This is a genomic window from Parasphingorhabdus sp., from assembly GCF_048267785.1.
In the GTDB taxonomy this organism is placed as follows: domain Bacteria; phylum Pseudomonadota; class Alphaproteobacteria; order Sphingomonadales; family Sphingomonadaceae; genus Parasphingorhabdus.
Window position 1 is genome coordinate 125842 of record NZ_JBLWWU010000006.1, and the last position, 17025, is coordinate 142866.

Here is a 17025-nt window from a genome sequence, read left to right on the forward strand (position 1 = left end):
ATGAAAAAATGGATCGTGATATTACTGACCGTGGCAATCGTGGGCGGCGCTGCCTTTGTCTATTATTCCCGCAATGCCAATGCCGAGCCGCTGGAAATTGGGGCCGCTGCGCCTGATTTCACCACCTCGGGAGCGCTGGCAGGACAGGAATTTCAATTTTCGCTGTCCGACAAGTTGAAAGACGGTCCGGTTGTGCTTTATTTCTTTCCCAAGGTCTTTACCGAAGGTTGCACGATCGAGGCCAATATGTTCGCCGATGCCACCGCCGAGTTCCGCGCCGCCGGTGCGACCGTAATCGGCATGTCGGGGGACGATATCGAGGGGCTGAAGAAATTTTCCGTCTCCGAATGTCGCGACAAATTCGCGGTGGCCCGGGCTGATGAGAAGATTATCGAAGATTATCAGGTACGCATGGCACCGGGGCTGGCGATGACCAACCGGACCAGCTATGTCATCGATCAGTCAGGGAAAATCGTCTTTGTCCACAGCGCGACGAAACCGCAGGGCCATGTGACCGGCACGCTGGCAAAAGTGAAAGCACTCTCCAAAAGCTGATTAAACACTTGCATTTACAGTGCGGCTATACTGAAAGACGCCCATGACCGATCACGCACCCGATCCAGCCATGCTTGCCAAAGCAGAAACGCTCACCGATGCCTTGCCTTATCTGCAACGCTATGCGGGCAAGACCTTTGTCGTCAAATATGGCGGCCACGCCATGGGCGATGCTGCGCTCGCCAGAAATTTTGCACAGGATATCGTTCTGCTAAAAGCGGTCGGGATCAATCCGGTGGTCGTGCACGGCGGCGGACCGCAAATCGGTGCGATGCTGGCCCGGGTTGGCGTCGAGAGCGAATTTGTCGATGGTTTGCGGGTGACCACGAAGGAAACCGCAGAAATTGCCGAAATGGTGTTGTCCGGGGCGATCAACAAGGAACTGGTCAGCTGGATTGGACAGGCCGGCGGTAGCGCTATCGGGATTTCCGGCAAGGATGGTGGCTTTGTCAAAGCGACGAAACTGCGGCGTACCAACCGCGATCCGGACAGCAATATCGAACGGATCATCGATCTTGGTTATGTCGGCGAACCGAAGAGAGTGGACCGCAGCGTTGTTGACAAGATTTCTGCAGCCGGAATGATCCCGGTCATCGCGCCGATCGGCGTGGGGAGCGACGGGGCAACCTATAATATCAACGCCGACACCATGGCGGGTGCCGTTGCTTCCGCCTTGCGGGCCGCGCGCCTGTTCCTGCTCACCGATGTTCCTGGCGTGCTCGACAAGCAGGGCGATCTGTTGACCGATCTCGATCCGCCAAAGATCCAGACTCTGGTTGAAGAGGGCACGATTTCTGGCGGCATGATTCCCAAGCTCGAGACCTGCGTGAAAGCGGTAGAGGAAGGCGTCGATGCGGCGGTCATCCTGGATGGCCGGATACCGCACGCGATGCTGCTGGAAATCTTCACCAGCAAGGGCGCTGGTACGCTGGTACGGGATTTTCGCCCGGTTGATTAATCGCCTCGCTGTCTTATATTGATGGTACAGTAAATTACTGGTGTTGCTGCCGACAAAGCTCTAGCCGCAATGCCAGATTATCGATAAAGGGTCCGTCCATGGCATTCGCAATTCTTCAGATTATCGCAATATTGCTCAACGTGGCAATTACCGTCATCATTGTGCAGGCGATCATGAGCTGGCTGCTCGCGTTCAACGTGATCAACCTGCAAAATGACATCGTCCGGGCCATCTGGACCACACTGGATGCGCTGACCGCGCCAATCTATCGGCCGATCCGCAAGATCATGCCAGATTTTGGCCAGCTTGATCTGACTCCGATGGTTGTCATTATCGGCATTATCATTTTGCAGGATGCAATTCTGCCACCTCTGGCGCAGGCGTTGCTCAGTTGACAGCCGCCCATATCATCGACGGCAAGGCGTTTGCCGCTGGCCTGCGCGAACGGATCAGGGACGCTGTTCCCGCCTTTGTGAAGCAGACAGGCCGCGCGCCCGGTCTGGCCGTGGTTTTGGTCGGGGAAGATCCTGCCAGCCAGGTCTATGTCGCGTCCAAGCACAAGGCGACCATCGCCGCCGGCATGGAAAGTTTCGAGCACCGCTTGCCCGCAGACGTGGCTCAGGAAGAGTTGATCGCGCTGGTCGAACGGCTCAATGCAGACGAGACGGTCGACGGAATATTGGTCCAGTTGCCTCTGCCCGAAGGTCTGGACGAAAAAGCGGTGGTCATGGCGATTGATCCGGACAAGGATGTCGACGGTCTCCACGTGATCAACGCCGGTCGGCTGGCCAATGGCGAGGAAGCGCTGACGCCCTGTACGCCGCTGGGCAGTCTGATGCTGCTGAAAGACACTTTGGGTGACCTGACCGGCCTGGACGCCGTGGTCGTTGGCCGATCGATCCTGGTTGGCAAACCGATGGCGCAACTGCTGCTCGCTGAAAATTGCACCGTGACCATGGCCCACAGCCGGACGCGGGACCTTCCCGACGTCGTCCGCCGCGCTGATATTGTAGTCGCTGCCGTTGGTCGTGCTGAAATGGTCAAAGGCGACTGGTTGAAACCCGGTGCGGTCGTGATTGATGTCGGTATCAACCGGCTCGAAGCCGTGCCCGGCGAGAGCAAGGGCCGTCTGGTCGGCGATGTCGCCACAGCCGAGGCACTTGACCATGTCCGCGCGATTACGCCAGTTCCGGGAGGGGTTGGCCCGATGACCATTGCAGTGCTATTGCGCAATACGCTGGTCGCGGCATCGGTCCGCGCCGGTCTGGAGAAACCGGAGGGTTTATAATGCGCTTATTTGCCGCAATCGGAATAGCGCTGATGCTGGCGAGTTGCGCCGGCGGCGGTGGGCGGCCCAGTGATCGTGAACAGTTTAACCGGGTCCGGGGCAAACCGGTTGCCAATCCCAGTGCCATCGTCAAAGCAGAACTGTCCTTCGCCCGTCTGGCACAGGAAAAGGGGCAGTGGACTGCGTTTCGCGAAACCGCCGCCGATGACGCGATCATGTTCACGCCCGATCTGGTCAATGCGCAACAATGGCTGAAAGGCAAAGCGGATCCTCCGCAAGCGGTTGACTGGCAGCCGTACAAGATATTCATGTCCTGCGACGGCAGTACCGGCGTTTCGACCGGTGCCTGGCAAGGCGCCAGTGGCGAAACCGGGCATTTTACCACCATCTGGCAACAACAGGATTTTGGCACACGGCGTCCCAATAAAGACATCGAGTGGAAATGGGTTTTCGACGACGGTCAGCCGCTGGCCACGCCGCTCGCGGAACCCGATTATATTGAGACTGAAGTCGCCTCTTGCAAAGCCAAGGTTCCAGCCGGTTTTCCCCCAGCGAACCCGACGGGGAAGGGCAAGAGCGGGGCCTCCGCCGATGGCAGCCTGGTCTGGAATGCGGCTTTTGCGGCTGATGGCTCGCGCATCGTCTTTGTCGATCAGGCACAGGATGACGGCAGCTTCCGGCGGGTTCATGAATATCGCGTTGCTGCGCCAGCCCAATGATCGAACTGTTCATCTCTGCCTTCGTCACCTTTTTTGTGGTGATCGATCCGCCCGGCTGTGCACCAATTTATGCCAGCCTGACCAGCAGCGCGCCACCGCGCGACCGCCGGGCCATGGCCATTCGCGCCATATTTGTTGCCGCGATCATATTGCTGGTTTTTGCCCTGTTCGGGGAACAGATGCTTGGCGCGCTGGGGATCAGTCTTGACAGTTTCCGGATTGCCGGCGGAATCATGCTGTTCCTGATCGCACTTGAAATGGTGTTCGAAAAGCGCACCGAACGACGAGAGGACCGGGCGCAGGAAATCATAGAAACGCCAGAAATCGAGGATGTTTCGATTTTTCCTATGGCGATGCCGATGATCGCGGGACCGGGTTCGATTGCCGCTGTCATGCTGTTGACGTCCCAGCATGACGGGATCGACAATGCGCTGGTCATTCTCGGTGCTCTGGGGTCGGTGCTATTGCTCACATTGATCGGATTGGTTTCCGCCGGACCATTGATGAGGGTGCTGGGCAACAAGGTCGAGGCGGTGATTACCCGGGTGCTCGGCGTGCTCCTCGGCGCGCTTGCGGTGCAGTTTGTGGTCGACGGGCTGAACGCAAGTTTCTGATGTAGCGATCCCGCTCTATTCGGTGAACACGCCCGCAGTGGAAAGCAGCTGAAACGCCCGATCGGCCAATGCCGGATTGGTGATCAGACGACCGAGCAATTCTTCCGGGCTTTCCTCTTTTTCGCTGCCATAGGCGGAGACCAGTTGCTTCCATGATAGGCGGGATTCCGGAATGCGGCCGTTTTTGGCATAGACCATGGCCATGGCGAGGTCATAATAGGGGCCAACTCCGGTGCTGGATGGAATGATCTTTTCCGCGTAGGCAAGTGCTTCCTTGTTTTTTCCTTCCGACAGCAGGGTGAGCACAAGGCCGGTTTCGGCGACGATCGAACCGCGAGGGTCCAAAACGATCGCACGTCTCAGATATTTGGTCGCATCAGGATCATTGCACGCGAAAAGATTGGCGCCTGTCTCCGCCTGGATGGTCGCTTCATACGGGTCCAGTTCGATGGCCTTCAAGGCAAATTCTTTCCCTCGAGTGCAGCTGCCATTGTAGAAGCTCGCCCGGGCAAGAGCGAAGACGGAAGATGAATCCTCTCTGCCGCGAACCATTGCGCGACGAGCATATTGCAATCCTTCTTCAGGATTTGGCTTTTTGCCGGTTGCTTCTTGTCGCGCAAAGGACATGAATGAAGCAGCTGAAAGAATCTGGCTGTCGAGCGGATCAGCCGCGAGAGATTTTTCGATGCAGGATTCGACGACGGGCAACAATAGGGGGTCATGATTGAGGCGGTAGCTTCCGAACCGGAGGAGGCATGCATAGCCTGTCATTGCCTCTGCGGGCAGTTGTCGCCGCTGATCCGTAGCGATTGCTCCATATGTACTGGCGACGCGACTGGCGATGGGACCCAGTTTTTCGGGATAATCTGTCGGTGAATCGGGCATGGCGATGGTGGCCGACCAGATTGTTTCGTTTCTCGCCAGGGAGGTTAGGGTGAATATGATCTCCCGACCGTCCGGGCTCGTCACCAGCTTGTCCTCAAACCGGTAGGCGTTCTGGTCTTGTTCGGGGAAAGCGCTGGATATTCCCGCTGCCGCCAGCCGAACTTGCGAAGAATTGGAAAAGGCATTCTCGAAAAACATCCGGATTTCTAGATCATCACCGAGTTCTTGATCCGGGAACCCTTCCTGTGAGGAGGAAAAATAGATTTTGGGAGGCTGTCTGTAATCCTGCAACCCGCTATTCTTGTCGTCGCGGTTCAGCGCCCAGGCCAGGCAGATCCCGATGAACAAGAGAAATGCCGCCAGCCCGATGGTCGTCTGACGGTTGTTGAACCACTGATTTTTTCCATTGTCGACCGGTGGGATGGCAGAGAGACGGTCGATATCCGCTTCTGCGCTGCTCGGTTCATTCTCCAGCTCGCCATCATCCATCTGAATCTCGACGGCATAATGGCCAATCGGGATGCGCAGTCGCTCTTCGCTGCCAAGCGCGGCATAGTGGGCCGCTAACATTTTGCGCAGCCGTCCCACCTGCACGCGGGGGTAGCTGTCGGCCTGAACATCGAAATCTTCGGTGCGACCCAGCCCGTCTACAGCAATCTGATAAGCCTTGGGCGGTTTTTCCGGATTGGAAATTGCCTGCTCGACCAGATAGCGCAGCAGTTGTGACATGACCGGCGAACGGACGAAATCGGGCGACTGCAGGAGCGCATGGACTTCTGCGCGGAGCAGCTTCGTTCGCCGCTCACCTGCAGTCGACGAGAACATTATTCCGGATGTCCTTTTATCCGGTGTCTAGCCACAATGCGGCGATCTCGGATCAGCGCAATGTTCACTGGAACGCCGACCAGTCTCGAAGACTTACCCAGCCTTCCCTGCCGACGATGATATGATCATGAACCGTCAGTCCGAGCTCTTTTCCGGCTATGGCCAGTCTGCGCGTGGCCTCAATGTCCCCTTCGCTTGGCTGGGGATCACCTGACGGATGGTTATGTGCCAAGATCAGGGCTGCCGCGTCGAGAACCAGTGATCGCTTCAATATCTCTCGCGGATAGATCGGCGCTTCCGAAATTGTGCCTCGACTGACAACCTCATCACTGATCAGCCGGTTTTTGCTGTCGAGAAACAGCACTCGTACTTCTTCAATCGGCAATTGCGCCATGGCGACGACGAGATATTCGATCACATCAGCTGCTTTGGACAGGGAAACACGTTCGAGCATGTCGTCCTTGAACGAGACCAGCATTGCTTCGCGTACCAATGACAGGATGGCCCCCGCGGGACTATTTTCTGCCGCGCGATACTCGGCGTGCAAAACGGCGCCGATAGAACCAAATTGATTCATCAATGCATCCGCCAAAACGGAGGCATTGTCTATCTTGGCGACGGTGAAAAGTCGCTCCAGGATCTGTCGGCCCCGAATTGTCGAAGCCGTTGCTGATGCCGGTACGTGCCGATGGCCAATACTATCAACATCGGATAGGCCCAGAACGCTATCGTTATATAATAAGCCTGCGGAAGCAATTCCGGGATTATCATTTTTGGGATATGGGACAGAACCTGAATTACTTGCATAGCGCATATCCATAATGTCCAATACCTTTCTGCACTTAATGCGAGCACTACAAAGGCCAACAAAATCCATATATCAGCAACAAAAACGCCGATCTCGAGATGTGCATATTTGTTACCCGAGAGCGATACTGCAGCGAGTGTCATCGCAAGTCCGACGATGAAAATCATCACGGCACGTCTTTCGGGTTTCCCGCCCCATATGGTCGAATAAATGCAAACGACCATCAGGAGCGAGAAAAAGAATTCGATGCGATTCATGAGATGACCGGACCAAAAATGTTTGGTCAGGTCAAGCCCTTCGCGTTGTTAAGCGCTTTCTACGACGCGTAGCGGGGTGGAGGTATCCTGCGACGCACTGGCATGGTTTGGCGGACATTCGGAAACGTCACCCCAGCTTACCGTGCGCATTCCGGCGTCGTTGCGATCTTCGGCCAGATGTTCGTGCGCTTTTACAACTTCCCGATAGCTGCGGCTTGTTTCCGCTGCTGCAGCGATCAGTTTTTCCGATGCTTCCATTCCTGCCGTGAGTGAAAAGCGGGTGCCAGGGGCAAGTCGAGCAGCAGCAATGCTGCTCAGAAGTTCACCAATCTGGATCATGGTCAGGTTGAGAGATTTTTCGACTTCATTAATTTTTTTTGCAATAGGTCGTGCGGCTTCAATACGTTCGTTCAACATGCGACTCTCCAGACATCGGATATAACCGACGTCAGCTAGGGGCCAAATTGACAGAGATTAATTGGGGGCGATCAACCTGCTTACAAGCATCGCTGCAAGACAGACAAAGGCGAATGCAAAGGCGAGTTTGACCGACAGATCGGCGATCGCCCATATTCGCGCTCCTTTGCTTAGACCATTAACCCTTTCTCCCTGCTTGCGGAGCGGCACAGAAAGGAGCGGACTGGAGGAAGCTGCATATGACTGATAGGTCGCCTGCATTTCCCTGACCCGGTCCCTTTCCGGTGACGCTGCCTGTTGTCCAGGCAAGGGATAAATTGCGCCTGATTTCGGCTTTTCATCAATCCCAAATTCTTTGGGTACAAAAAATTTGGGACCGATTCTCTCGTGCTCGGCGAGCATACGAGCGGCTGCCTTGCTGCTTGTAACCTGCAGTTTTTGCCGGGATGACCGCAATCGTTCGTTGATGACATTGGGCGTTACCCCGCAAACTTGAGCAGCGGTTTTGGCATCATAACCCTGCAAGAGCAGGTGGAGTGCCTCTTTCTCGTTCTCGTTCAGATCATCAAAAGGGGTACTGGTCATCTCACGTTCATAAATGATGTAAGTCAATTTAGCAAAAAAGATCGACAGGAATATTTGTAACCCCGTCTTGCCGCGGGTCAAAACCAGCTTTGGTATTTTCATGCTAGGGTAAAACCAAATGTTACCGATAAAAATGGTTAAGAAAAATCGCGAAAATCATCCAATTGTGAACGAATTTTTGCCGGTTATCCGGTGGCTGCGTTAACCTGTTACCCCCCTCTTGAATCGTGAAACGGTTTGAAACTCGGGAAGCTCGTCAGATGGGCTCATAAACATGGGGTTCGGTTGGAAGCCTAGAATAATGGTTTGGCAGAACGGCGGTAAGATAGTTCCGGTCCCCCTGGGCTCAGGTCCGCTTTTCTAAACGGCCATTGATAAAGTGCCTGGAATATTCTGGTCAATATTCCTCCACTGTGAAGGGTTCCGGTCCGAACTGAAGAAGCGCATCTCTCCCGATTCGCTTCTTTACCCGATCAAATCCGGGTCGGTCGACTCTCTCCCACGATTGGATCGACCCGGATTTGATATCAACTGAGATTGAAAAAATTTAGAGATTTTGTAAGAATGAAACGTCAAAAATTAAATTTGAACCGACGAGAAAAAGAATTGATTCTGGGAAATGTCGTCGCGTGGGGTTCTATCATCACAGCCTTGACGCTGGCAATTTCTCTGGCCCCGACGCTTGCCGCTGAAGAGGGGCAATCTGGCGGGACGGCTTCTGAAGCGCTTTAAACTGCCTCATGGCATCAGGCATTTGAATGCACTCTTATAACTTGCGCGCCTCTTCGACGAGCAACACAGGAATCCCGTCCCTTACTGGATAAGCCAGGCCTGCGCGTTCGCTGATCAATTCCTCGGCTTCGGTATCAAGGACCAGCCTTGACCGTGTGATCGGACAGACCAGAATATCCAGCAGTTCCGGATCGACAAGCTGCTTTTTATCAAGCCCTTTCCCGGGCTTCATTGGCCCAGCCTTCATTGTAATGTGACCCGGTCATCGTCGCCATCCTGGCGACCGAAAAATTGCAGCAGTTGGATGATCAGTTCCGCGCGATTGGCCAGTCCATCAACCTCAAGCAGCGCTTGTTTCGATGCTGCATCAAAGGGCGCTATCTGTGCGATGCCGTTGACAAAGGCCATGTCGTCGAGACGCCCGATACTGTCCCAGTCGACTTGATAGCCCTGAAGGTCGGCAAATTTTCGTGATTCGATTTCCAGCGCGGCCCGTTCGGCGCTGGCCAACACTTCATCCATTTCCTGATCGTCTTCTATCTCGGCCCGAACCTGCCGGAAGGCGGTGGATGCGTCGATTTCCTCGACAATCCTGAATCGCGCCACACCTTCCAGCACGACGTTGAAGCGGCCATCATCCAGAGCCTCGATATCGACGATCTTTCCGATGCACCCGATGTCGAACAGGGCAGGGTGCTTGCCCGCCTCCTTTGGCTGGACCATTCCGATCTGGCGGTCGCGCGCCATCGCGTCGTTGATCAGCGCGCGGTAGCGTTCCTCGAATATGTGCAACGGCAGATGCATGCCGGGAAACAGCAGTGCCCCGGCCAGCGGGAATATGGAGAGCCGTTTGGTTTCGCTCATCCGAAAAGTACGGCGCTGAGCTTGCGGCGGGTGGCAGCCACCCACTCGTCTTCCAGACCAACCATTTCAAACAGCGACAGCAATTTCTGTCGGGCTGCACCGTCGTTCCAGTCTTTGTCGGCGGTGATGATCGTCAGCAGATGTTCGGCCGCAGCGTCATGTTCGCCCGTTGCGATCAGCGCGCAGGCAAGATCGAATCGCGCCTGATGGTCCTTTTCATTGGCTGCCACGGCGGCTTCAAGGGCTGCCAAAGCGTCAGCATCGGGTTTGTCCTTTGCCAGTTTCAGGGTCGTCTGCGCGCGTTCGATCGCGGGATCGCTGCGCAAATCCTCCGGCAAACCTGCTAGCGCTGCTTCGGCCTGCTCTATATGGCCCGCCGCAACCAGCGCGCGAATCAGGCCGCCGACGGCCTCGACATTGTCCGGCGCCATATCGGCGATCTGCGCGAAAATGCCGGCAGCACGCTCGGCATCGCCTTCAGCCAGCACTTCTTCGCCCATCGCGAGCAGGGGCGCGACATCCTGTTCGGCTTCAGCTCCACCGCCAACCGGCAGCTTCTCGAGCAACTGGTCGAGCATTGAGGACAACTGGCTTTCGGTGCGTGCGCTGGTCAGGTCGGCCACCGGCTTGCCCTGGAAAATCGCATAGACGGTCGGGATCGACTGGACCTGGAATTGCGCGGCGATGAATTTATTTTCGTCGACATTCAGTTTCGCCAATATAACGCCGCGATCCGCATATTGCGCCGCAACCTTTTCCAGCACTGGCGTCAGCGCCTTGCACGGCCCGCACCATTCTGCCCAGAAATCGAGGATGACGAGCTTGTCCATGCTCGGTGTCACAACCTCCCGCTGGAAGATTTCTACCGCTTTCTGTTCTTCGACTGTCAGTCCTGCTGTTGCCACATCATGCTCCTGTTATGGCGCCGGGCCAATGCCCGGACCAGCGCCCAAATCATTAATCTTAAGCGCTTTATGTGGGGTCCGGCGCGCCAATGCCAAGGATATTTTTGCATTTGTAGTGAACTAGGGTGTGATTGGGGCTTGCGGGGTATAAAAACCCATGCTAACCGCGCGCCTCAACTGCTGCTGACCAAGTGATTACCCAAGTGTCGCAGCAACGCCGAGCGGGCGTAGCTCAGGGGTAGAGCACAACCTTGCCAAGGTTGGGGTCGAGAGTTCGAATCTCTTCGCCCGCTCCAGTTTTTCGAAAAAAAGGACAATCCGGCGGATTGTCATCCAAAAAATCCCGGAGCGCAAGCGAGGGTGGCTTGGCCAAATATCTACCTTTGGACGTCATTCCCAAGACTCATTGCAGAAATCTCGCAAGCAGAGGGGCGGCGCTGTATGTCCGGTTCGCTTGCCTTGGCGCGCTCGCCGAAGAATGTCCGGTCGAAATGGTGCCTGGAAAAGACGCCGCGCCTTGCCGATAACGGGACAAGGCTGATCAAATTGCGGCTTTATTCAGTCGCCCAGCTAAAAACAGAGTCGGCAACAGTTGCTCGAGGCTCATCGTTCGGGGCGCGTGCGCGCTCCACTATAGCGACCCATTTGTCTAGCATGGCAATCACGTCGTCAGCCTCTTTCGTGTCAGCATGGACATCGGCCAGATCGTAACGGAATGAAATCGCACTGGAGGCCAGCGCTTTCGCCCGTTCGTATAAATCGGCAGCGGTCGTCCGGTCGCCTGCAGCAGCCCGCTCCCGGGCTTGCTCGTGCAACCGGGTAGCTTCGGCAATAAGGCCGGAAACATGCTCCATCATAAGACGGCCCGATGCGGTGCTTAATTGTGCTGAACGAGCCATATTATCCCCCATATTGCCGCTATGGTCCATCAATGCCATCCCTGATGGTGGTGTCTTGCCAACGGGATCATTGTGCTGGCGTTGAAAATTGAAACCGATTCGATTGTCAGCATGAACCATTGTAGGGAATGTCGATATTCCGGACAAGGTCGAGATACGGAACGATCAGCCCTCCCGTCGCTCCAATATCCCGGTCACCAGTTCAAGATCACTCGGCTTGTCCACATCGATGGCCGCTTCGGCTATCGGCAAGACAATCGGTTCAGCCCGCAGGGTCATGCGCAGACCGGCGTCTGCCATCGCGCCCTTGAAGCTGATCGTCCGGCTGAGCGCACGGAGCAGCAGCCACGGACCGAAACGGGCGAAGATCTTCCAGCCCTTCTTGCGGTCCTTTTCGACCGAAGACCAGAAAGCAACCGCTGGCTTCGCGGCTTCATTGCACAGCGCGAACAGATTGGCCCCGCTATAGGCGCCGCCGCGGAATTTCAGCCAGGTCCGGCGGGCGTCGGGATAAGCGGCCAGCATGGTCTGGCGATCCACCACCGCGACCGCGACATCCTGCCCTCCATAAGCTGTGAAGAAACTGTCGAGTATCTCTCCGGTCAGCAGCGCATTGTCTGCGGTGGTCACCAGCACCGGCCATGGCGCGATGGCGGTGCCGATCACATTGTGAATGCTGGTCGCGATGCCGTCGCCGGATGCAACAAAGCTGATATCGTCATGCCCGGCCAGATCAGCATCGAGTCCGGCCTCCAGACCTTCGGGCGATTGCGCCATGATGATGATCTTGCAGACATCCGGGCAGGCCAGCAACGCCCGCGTCACCCGTTCCAGCATGGTTTGCCCGTTGATCGGGATCAGCGCCTTATATCGGACATGGCAATATGCGGCCATCGGATCACCCTCGGGCCGCTGACCAGCCAATATGATCGCCGTCCACAAGGGTTTTTCGTCGGGATGCAGCGCACCGGGGGATATCTCGGGTTCAGTAACGGGGGTCACGGGCGTCCTTTTACTAGTCGATCGCTTTCCGCGAAAACCGGTTGTGCTGATCACCTGTTAGCCGCAGCGGGCGCTTTTGCAAAGTCGGGCGTTGATGCGACATCTCCGGTCTGGTCGCGAACCGCACCGGCGCGAGACTCCGTGGACTTTCGCAAAAAACCTGTCCAATGACTATGATGCGGCGGATCGGTTCCACCGCTGGCTTGAGCGCAAATGAGGTCGGACATCCGATGACACTGAAATGACGTCCGATTCATCAAGCGATTCCCGGCGTATCGGATTTCTGTTCAATCATGACGAATTGCATCAGGTTGCCCATATTGCGCCGATCATTTCCGCGCTGCAGCGGCAGGCACCGGGCGCGCGGGTCGAAGTCATCACATCCAGCGACCGGCAGGCCCTGGCGGTCCGCCAGTTTCTCGATTCCGCCTTGCCGGCACCTGTCTTCCGGTCGATCCGGCCCAATCGCTGGAGCCGGCTGGCCGAGAATATGCTTGGCAAAATGGTCCCGCTCAACCGGTTGAGCAGTCTCAAGCGGAGCTCCGCCCTGTTCCGAGATTTTGATGCGCTGGTGGTGCCGGAGACGACGACGACTTTTCTCAGGAAAAACAGTCCGTCGGAGCGGCCAAAGCTGATATTCTTTCCTCATGGTGCCGGCGACCGGTCAATCGGTTTCTCGCCGGAAATCCGGCTGTTTGACTATGTGCTGCTGCCGGGAGAGAAGACCCGCGACCGGATGCTGGCGGTCGGGGTCATCCGCCCTGATAATCACCGGATCGTCGGCTATCCCAAGTTCGAGGCATTTGCGAACCGGCGGCCGGTGAAGCTGTTCGACAATGACAGGCCGGTTGTGCTCTATAACCCGCATTTTGATCCATTGCTTTCGTCCTGGTTCCGCTTTGGCGAGTCGATACTCGACTATTTCGCCAATCAGAATGACTATAATCTGATTTTCGCGCCCCATGTCATGCTGTTCCAGCGCAAGATATTGGCCTCGGTCGAGCATCGTCTGCTCCGTTTCCGCCAGCGCATCGATTCGCGCTATGACAGGCTTGATCATATGCATATCGACACCGGCAGCGCGCGCAGCGTCGATATGACCTACACCCGTGCCGCCGATATCTATCTCGGCGACGTGAGCAGTCAGATTTACGAATTTATCCAGAATCCGCGTCCGGCAATTTTTCTCAATTCCCACGGTGCCGAATGGCGGGGCAACGCCAATTACGAACATTGGACATTCGGTCCGGTGCTGGATGATATCGCTGATCTGGGTGCGACGCTGGACGCGGTATCGCCGCTATCGGACTCCTGTCGGCAGGCGCAGGCGCGGGCCTTTGCCTATTCTTTCGACATGGATAGGCGCAAATCGCCCTCGCAGCGTGCTGCCGCCGCGATCGCCGAATTCATGGATATTCCGCAATAGCGCCAACCGAAGCGCTTTAGAAGTCGACGGCGATGCCCTTATGCTCCCAGTCGCCATAGCGGGTGGGTCCGTTTTTCTCCGCAATCTCCTCCGCCTTGTCGAGCGGATCGGGCTGTGGCACCGGCTTGTTCGGGGAAAGATGGGCGGGAGCCTTTACACGAGCTGGCCGCTCGCCGGGTTTTCTATCGCTTTCGGTCATTCTTTTGTCTGCCCATCAAATTGAATCGCGCCGTCTCAGACCCTATATTGAGGCCAGGACGATCATAATCAAGCGAGTAAGGGCAATGAACTTCATGAAAACGACCATGTTATTGGCGGCGCTGACGGCGCTGTTCATGGTGTTGGGCTATTCGCTCGGCGGCAGCGGCGGCGCGATTGTTGCCTTGATCGTCGCGGCGGGCATGAACCTGTTCACCTACTGGAACGCAGACAGAATTGTGTTGAAAATGCACAATGCGGTGGAAGTCGATGCCAAAAGCCACCCCGAATTTTACAATATGGTGCAGAATTTGGCGAAACGGGCACAATTGCCGATGCCGAAAGTCTATATTGTCGACCAGGCCCAGCCCAATGCCTTTGCTACCGGCCGCGATCCGGAACATTCAGCCGTTGCGGCGACCACAGGCCTGCTGAAAATGCTCAGCCATGACGAGATCGAAGGCGTTATGGCCCACGAACTCGGCCATGTTAAAAACCGCGATACCTTGATCATGACGATGGTCGCGACGATTGCTGGTGCGGTTTCAATGCTCGCCAATTTCGGCCTGTTCTTCCGCGACCGTAGCGCAGGCATTGCCGGTTTGATGGCGGTGCTGATCGCGCCCTTTGCCGCGATGATCGTGCAAATGGCTATTAGCCGCACCCGCGAATTTGGCGCCGATGCCGCCGCGGCCGGGATCAGCGGCAAGCCGTTATCGCTGGCCTCCGCGCTGGCCAAGATTTCCGGTCAGGCGGCGCGCATTCCGAATCCTGTCGCCGAGCGCAATCCGGCAGCGGTCCAGCTCTATATCGTCCCCGGAGGCGTCCGCCAGATGTTCTCCACCCACCCCGCCACCGAAGACCGGATTGCGGCTCTGGAAGCTATCGCGCAGAATGGCGGTATGGGCGGCGGTCCCGGCTGGTCGAGCCGGTCAGACGAACTCGGTGATAGGGGCCGTTTGCGTAAGCCGAGCGCGCTGGACCCGACGCGATAGGATTGCCCTGGCGATGTTCCGAATTCGCTAGCTGCTTTGGTGAAGTGAATAGTCCAGCGCGGATGGATGGTCTGACGTGCTACCGTGACCGCACGCCCAAAAGTCGCTTTCCGGAATTGACTTCCGCCTTGTCCGAAAGCTGACCTTGGCTACTCTCGATGGCATCAATATTGGTCAGGCATAACCGCCAATTTCAACGTTCAGAAAGTCGATAAATTTCCGGACCTTCAGGGGCAGATAGCGACGACTGGGATAGGTAAGCCATGCAGCTGTATCAAATTCTGAAGGCGTACAATCAAACTGCGGGAACAGGTTGATCAGTCTGCCGTCTTCCAGCTCGGGCGCGCACAACCAGTCAGGAAGGATGGCGATGCCGATCCCCGAAACAGCAGCAGCGGTCATCGTCAGGCCGTGAGACGTGATGAGTTTGCCAGCAACCGTAACTTCTCCTTCGGCTCCATCTTGGTCACGATAACGCCAGGCGCTGGTCTGTCCCGGCATGCGAAACACAATGCCGTCCAGACCCCGGATGTCATCCGGGTGGGACGGGCTTCCGTGTCTTTGAACAAAATTCGGGCTCGCGCAAATGCGAAACCTTCTGGGCGTAAGTTGAGCGGAAACACAATCACCGGTTGGCTTGAGGCCAAATCTGATGGCCAGATCGATTTCTTCTTTGACGATATCGACTTGATGATCTGCCAGCAACAGTTCGATGGTCAGATCGGGATATTGCTCCATCAGCTTGGGCAGGAGCGGCGCCAGGATACGGGGACCGAAGGACGTACAGGCCGCGACGCGCAAATTACCCTGCGGTTGGTTGACCAGATCCTGAGCTTCCTGACTGGCAATATCAAAATTCTCGAGCAGACCCTGAATACGTTCAAAATAGAGCGATCCGGCTTCGGTTGGAGCCAGCATACGGGTCGTGCGCTGAAGCAGTCGAAACCCCAGTTCGGTTTCCAGATTGGTGATGGATCGTGAGACTGTCGATGGATCAAGCTCCATCTGACGGGCGACCGCAGCAAAGCTTCCGAGCTTTACCGACTGAACGAAAATCCGAAATGACATCAAATCCATTCGTGCGATTTCCTCATGATTATCGTTCTATAATGTGCATTTACTACACCAATAATCATGCATAGAGTCAAGGGACGAGCTTCCAGACAAGGACTATGCAATGCCACTTCACTTCTCTCACCAATTCTTCAAGACGCGCGCAGAGGTTCTCGACGACGTAAAAACCAACGAGACATGGCCCACCACATTTGTCTCGGGACCGTCCGCTGCGCTGCCGGTACATTGGCACCTGGATGAAGTGCATGCCTATATCATGGAAGGGGAAACTGACTTTCTGGACGCAGAGAGCGGCAAGCAGACCCCGGTTGTGGCGGGCGACAAGATCATAATCCCGGCAAGAACGCTCCATGCGGAGGGTGTGGTAAAGGATCGTGTGGTCTATATTCTAGCGCTTCCGCAACCTTTGGCGGGAGATGATTTCCTGGCTATGCATGACCCGGATACGATCTGAAAAGCTCAGTCGCACCAATATCCTCAGACCCCCTGGCCGAACGCATAAAAAAGGCCGGATCAAATCCAGCCCGTTTTCATTCGCTCATGTCGGCACGGCAGAGAAGAAACTCTGCCGTGCCCCATTGTTTTGCCCGACCGGATCAACCGGCAGCGAGCATTTCGTCATAGACAGCGCAAGCTTCGGCTACTCCAAAGCTTCCGTCAGCAGCGCCTGCCTGCATCTTTTCCTGGACTTCCTGCATCTTGCTGGTCATTTTCTGCATTGCTTCCGGATCGCCGGCGAGAGCTTGCATTTTTTCACCAAGCTTTGTTGCTTTGGCCATCATGTCGTCTTGCGTACATGCCTCCGTTGTCACAGCCTCTGTAGCTTCTTCAGTTGCGGCAGTTTCCGATGTTTCATTGCTGGTACCGCATGCGCTGAGCGCAAAGGCGCTCGCAAAAACTGTCAAGGTTGCAATCGATTTTTTCATAGTTTTTTCCCGTTATTTTTATTGAGTGCTGCCTTTGCTGGCAATGAGCCATCATCCGGCAGCGGACATAGTCTTTTTCACCGATCATGCATC

The 17025-nt window shown here is 56.0% G+C and carries 23 protein-coding genes and 1 tRNA gene; 11 read left to right on the forward strand and 13 right to left on the reverse strand.

Annotation, left to right across the window (positions count from 1 at the left end; translation table 11 throughout):
- From ACN0VD_RS06780 to ACN0VD_RS06805, 6 genes are all read left to right on the forward strand, one after another.
- Nucleotides 1–555, forward strand: coding sequence for a peroxiredoxin (locus ACN0VD_RS06780; RefSeq protein ID WP_417592947.1), 555 nt, complete (start codon nucleotides 1–3; stop codon nucleotides 553–555).
- Nucleotides 556–598: 43 nt separating this feature from the next.
- The gene (gene argB, locus ACN0VD_RS06785) at nucleotides 599–1513 is read left to right on the forward strand and encodes an acetylglutamate kinase (RefSeq protein ID WP_417592949.1); all 915 of its coding nucleotides are present in this window, start codon (nucleotides 599–601) and stop codon (nucleotides 1511–1513) included.
- A gap of 98 nt (nucleotides 1514–1611) precedes the next feature.
- Nucleotides 1612–1908: a YggT family protein gene (locus ACN0VD_RS06790; protein ID WP_417592951.1), complete on the forward strand. Its 297-nt coding sequence runs from the start codon at nucleotides 1612–1614 to the stop codon at nucleotides 1906–1908.
- A complete protein-coding gene (gene folD, locus ACN0VD_RS06795) occupies nucleotides 1905–2801 on the forward strand; it encodes a bifunctional methylenetetrahydrofolate dehydrogenase/methenyltetrahydrofolate cyclohydrolase FolD (RefSeq protein WP_417592953.1) in 897 nt (298 codons plus the stop codon). Before ACN0VD_RS06790 ends, folD begins: the two co-directional genes overlap by 4 nt.
- A complete protein-coding gene (locus ACN0VD_RS06800; protein ID WP_417592955.1) occupies nucleotides 2801–3520 on the forward strand; it encodes a hypothetical protein in 720 nt (239 codons plus the stop codon). The genes folD and ACN0VD_RS06800 overlap by 1 nt, the downstream gene beginning before the upstream one ends.
- The gene (locus tag ACN0VD_RS06805) at nucleotides 3517–4134 is read left to right on the forward strand and encodes a MarC family protein (RefSeq protein ID WP_417592957.1); all 618 of its coding nucleotides are present in this window, start codon (nucleotides 3517–3519) and stop codon (nucleotides 4132–4134) included. Before ACN0VD_RS06800 ends, ACN0VD_RS06805 begins: the two co-directional genes overlap by 4 nt.
- Before the next feature lie 15 nt (nucleotides 4135–4149).
- Here the strand turns inward: ACN0VD_RS06805 and ACN0VD_RS06810 are convergent, their stop codons facing one another.
- From ACN0VD_RS06810 to ACN0VD_RS06830, 5 genes are all read right to left on the reverse strand, one after another.
- On the reverse strand, nucleotides 4150–5844 hold the full coding sequence (locus ACN0VD_RS06810; protein ID WP_417592959.1) for a tetratricopeptide repeat protein: 1695 nt from the start codon (nucleotides 5842–5844) through the stop codon (nucleotides 4150–4152).
- A 64-nt stretch (nucleotides 5845–5908) separates the two neighbouring features.
- Complete coding sequence (locus tag ACN0VD_RS06815; RefSeq protein WP_417593092.1) at nucleotides 5909–6436, reverse strand: JAB domain-containing protein; 528 nt, start codon at nucleotides 6434–6436, stop codon at nucleotides 5909–5911.
- A gap of 14 nt (nucleotides 6437–6450) precedes the next feature.
- Nucleotides 6451–6909 (reverse strand): hypothetical protein, encoded by a 459-nt coding sequence (locus ACN0VD_RS06820; RefSeq protein ID WP_417593100.1) that lies wholly within the window; start codon nucleotides 6907–6909, stop codon nucleotides 6451–6453.
- Between the two features lie 48 nt (nucleotides 6910–6957).
- Nucleotides 6958–7326, reverse strand: a complete 369-nt coding sequence (locus tag ACN0VD_RS06825; protein WP_417592961.1) for a hypothetical protein — start codon at nucleotides 7324–7326, stop codon at nucleotides 6958–6960.
- A gap of 57 nt (nucleotides 7327–7383) precedes the next feature.
- Complete coding sequence (locus tag ACN0VD_RS06830; protein ID WP_417592963.1) at nucleotides 7384–7992, reverse strand: helix-turn-helix transcriptional regulator; 609 nt, start codon at nucleotides 7990–7992, stop codon at nucleotides 7384–7386.
- Nucleotides 7993–8475: 483 nt separating this feature from the next.
- Here ACN0VD_RS06830 and ACN0VD_RS06835 point away from each other — a divergent pair, with 483 nt between their 5' ends.
- Nucleotides 8476–8643: a hypothetical protein gene (locus ACN0VD_RS06835; RefSeq protein WP_417592965.1), complete on the forward strand. Its 168-nt coding sequence runs from the start codon at nucleotides 8476–8478 to the stop codon at nucleotides 8641–8643.
- 34 nt (nucleotides 8644–8677) lie between these two features.
- On the opposite strand, the gene ACN0VD_RS06840 is transcribed toward ACN0VD_RS06835, so the two are convergent.
- Genes ACN0VD_RS06840 through ACN0VD_RS06850 form a run of 3 tightly spaced genes read right to left on the reverse strand, consistent with a single transcriptional unit; the run spans nucleotide 8678 to nucleotide 10412 of the window.
- Entirely contained in the window at nucleotides 8678–8875 is a 198-nt protein-coding gene (locus ACN0VD_RS06840; RefSeq protein ID WP_417592967.1) for a Trm112 family protein, read from the reverse strand.
- Nucleotides 8876–8886: 11 nt separating this feature from the next.
- Nucleotides 8887–9507: an LON peptidase substrate-binding domain-containing protein gene (locus ACN0VD_RS06845; RefSeq protein ID WP_417592969.1), complete on the reverse strand. Its 621-nt coding sequence runs from the start codon at nucleotides 9505–9507 to the stop codon at nucleotides 8887–8889.
- Complete coding sequence (locus tag ACN0VD_RS06850) at nucleotides 9504–10412, reverse strand: tetratricopeptide repeat protein (protein ID WP_417592971.1); 909 nt, start codon at nucleotides 10410–10412, stop codon at nucleotides 9504–9506. The genes ACN0VD_RS06845 and ACN0VD_RS06850 overlap by 4 nt, the downstream gene beginning before the upstream one ends.
- Nucleotides 10413–10633: 221 nt before the next feature.
- Here ACN0VD_RS06850 and ACN0VD_RS06855 point away from each other — a divergent pair.
- Nucleotides 10634–10708, forward strand: a tRNA-Gly gene (locus ACN0VD_RS06855).
- A gap of 258 nt (nucleotides 10709–10966) precedes the next feature.
- On the opposite strand, the gene ACN0VD_RS06860 is transcribed toward ACN0VD_RS06855, so the two are convergent.
- Together ACN0VD_RS06860 and ACN0VD_RS06865 are read right to left on the reverse strand one after the other, a co-directional pair.
- Nucleotides 10967–11311: a hypothetical protein gene (locus tag ACN0VD_RS06860; protein WP_417592973.1), complete on the reverse strand. Its 345-nt coding sequence runs from the start codon at nucleotides 11309–11311 to the stop codon at nucleotides 10967–10969.
- 165 nt (nucleotides 11312–11476) lie between these two features.
- On the reverse strand, nucleotides 11477–12313 hold the full coding sequence (locus tag ACN0VD_RS06865) for a nucleotidyltransferase family protein (protein ID WP_417592975.1): 837 nt from the start codon (nucleotides 12311–12313) through the stop codon (nucleotides 11477–11479).
- 241 nt (nucleotides 12314–12554) lie between these two features.
- Between ACN0VD_RS06865 and ACN0VD_RS06870 the strand changes: the two genes are divergently transcribed.
- Complete coding sequence (locus tag ACN0VD_RS06870) at nucleotides 12555–13739, forward strand: hypothetical protein (RefSeq protein WP_417592977.1); 1185 nt, start codon at nucleotides 12555–12557, stop codon at nucleotides 13737–13739.
- A gap of 16 nt (nucleotides 13740–13755) precedes the next feature.
- Here ACN0VD_RS06870 and ACN0VD_RS06875 read toward each other — a convergent pair whose 3' ends face one another.
- The gene (locus tag ACN0VD_RS06875; protein ID WP_417592979.1) at nucleotides 13756–13938 is read right to left on the reverse strand and encodes a DUF1674 domain-containing protein; all 183 of its coding nucleotides are present in this window, start codon (nucleotides 13936–13938) and stop codon (nucleotides 13756–13758) included.
- An 85-nt stretch (nucleotides 13939–14023) separates the two neighbouring features.
- On the opposite strand from ACN0VD_RS06875, the gene ACN0VD_RS06880 reads away from it, so the two are divergent.
- Nucleotides 14024–14932: a M48 family metalloprotease gene (locus ACN0VD_RS06880; protein ID WP_417592981.1), complete on the forward strand. Its 909-nt coding sequence runs from the start codon at nucleotides 14024–14026 to the stop codon at nucleotides 14930–14932.
- A 174-nt stretch (nucleotides 14933–15106) separates the two neighbouring features.
- Here ACN0VD_RS06880 and ACN0VD_RS06885 read toward each other — a convergent pair whose 3' ends face one another.
- Complete coding sequence (locus ACN0VD_RS06885; protein WP_417592983.1) at nucleotides 15107–16009, reverse strand: LysR substrate-binding domain-containing protein; 903 nt, start codon at nucleotides 16007–16009, stop codon at nucleotides 15107–15109.
- Between the two features lie 100 nt (nucleotides 16010–16109).
- Between ACN0VD_RS06885 and ACN0VD_RS06890 the strand changes: the two genes are divergently transcribed.
- Nucleotides 16110–16460, forward strand: coding sequence for a hypothetical protein (locus ACN0VD_RS06890; protein ID WP_417592985.1), 351 nt, complete (start codon nucleotides 16110–16112; stop codon nucleotides 16458–16460).
- A gap of 142 nt (nucleotides 16461–16602) precedes the next feature.
- Here the strand turns inward: ACN0VD_RS06890 and ACN0VD_RS06895 are convergent, their stop codons facing one another.
- Nucleotides 16603–16932: a hypothetical protein gene (locus tag ACN0VD_RS06895; protein WP_417592987.1), complete on the reverse strand. Its 330-nt coding sequence runs from the start codon at nucleotides 16930–16932 to the stop codon at nucleotides 16603–16605.
- Nucleotides 16933–17025 lie beyond the last annotated feature (93 nt).

Excerpts from the sequence above, each read along its gene's own strand:
- argB (WP_417592949.1), top strand. The coding sequence starts at position 599 with ATGACCGATCACGCACCCGATCCAGCCATGCTTGCCAAAGCAGAAACG.
- ACN0VD_RS06890 (WP_417592985.1), top strand. The coding sequence starts at position 16,110 with ATGCCACTTCACTTCTCTCACCAATTCTTCAAGACGCGCGCAGAGGTT.
- ACN0VD_RS06895 (WP_417592987.1), bottom strand. The coding sequence starts at position 16,932 with ATGAAAAAATCGATTGCAACCTTGACAGTTTTTGCGAGCGCCTTTGCG.
- ACN0VD_RS06805 (WP_417592957.1), top strand. The coding sequence starts at position 3,517 with ATGATCGAACTGTTCATCTCTGCCTTCGTCACCTTTTTTGTGGTGATC.
- ACN0VD_RS06790 (WP_417592951.1), top strand. The coding sequence starts at position 1,612 with ATGGCATTCGCAATTCTTCAGATTATCGCAATATTGCTCAACGTGGCA.
- ACN0VD_RS06840 (WP_417592967.1), bottom strand. The coding sequence starts at position 8,875 with ATGAAGCCCGGGAAAGGGCTTGATAAAAAGCAGCTTGTCGATCCGGAA.
- ACN0VD_RS06875 (WP_417592979.1), bottom strand. The coding sequence starts at position 13,938 with ATGACCGAAAGCGATAGAAAACCCGGCGAGCGGCCAGCTCGTGTAAAG.
- ACN0VD_RS06880 (WP_417592981.1), top strand. The coding sequence starts at position 14,024 with ATGAACTTCATGAAAACGACCATGTTATTGGCGGCGCTGACGGCGCTG.
- ACN0VD_RS06885 (WP_417592983.1), bottom strand. The coding sequence starts at position 16,009 with ATGGATTTGATGTCATTTCGGATTTTCGTTCAGTCGGTAAAGCTCGGA.
- ACN0VD_RS06860 (WP_417592973.1), bottom strand. The coding sequence starts at position 11,311 with ATGGCTCGTTCAGCACAATTAAGCACCGCATCGGGCCGTCTTATGATG.
- ACN0VD_RS06810 (WP_417592959.1), bottom strand. The coding sequence starts at position 5,844 with ATGTTCTCGTCGACTGCAGGTGAGCGGCGAACGAAGCTGCTCCGCGCA.
- ACN0VD_RS06800 (WP_417592955.1), top strand. The coding sequence starts at position 2,801 with ATGCGCTTATTTGCCGCAATCGGAATAGCGCTGATGCTGGCGAGTTGC.
- ACN0VD_RS06780 (WP_417592947.1), top strand. The coding sequence starts at position 1 with ATGAAAAAATGGATCGTGATATTACTGACCGTGGCAATCGTGGGCGGC.
- ACN0VD_RS06820 (WP_417593100.1), bottom strand. The coding sequence starts at position 6,909 with ATGAATCGCATCGAATTCTTTTTCTCGCTCCTGATGGTCGTTTGCATT.
- ACN0VD_RS06870 (WP_417592977.1), top strand. The coding sequence starts at position 12,555 with ATGACGTCCGATTCATCAAGCGATTCCCGGCGTATCGGATTTCTGTTC.
- ACN0VD_RS06835 (WP_417592965.1), top strand. The coding sequence starts at position 8,476 with ATGAAACGTCAAAAATTAAATTTGAACCGACGAGAAAAAGAATTGATT.
- ACN0VD_RS06845 (WP_417592969.1), bottom strand. The coding sequence starts at position 9,507 with ATGAGCGAAACCAAACGGCTCTCCATATTCCCGCTGGCCGGGGCACTG.
- ACN0VD_RS06825 (WP_417592961.1), bottom strand. The coding sequence starts at position 7,326 with ATGTTGAACGAACGTATTGAAGCCGCACGACCTATTGCAAAAAAAATT.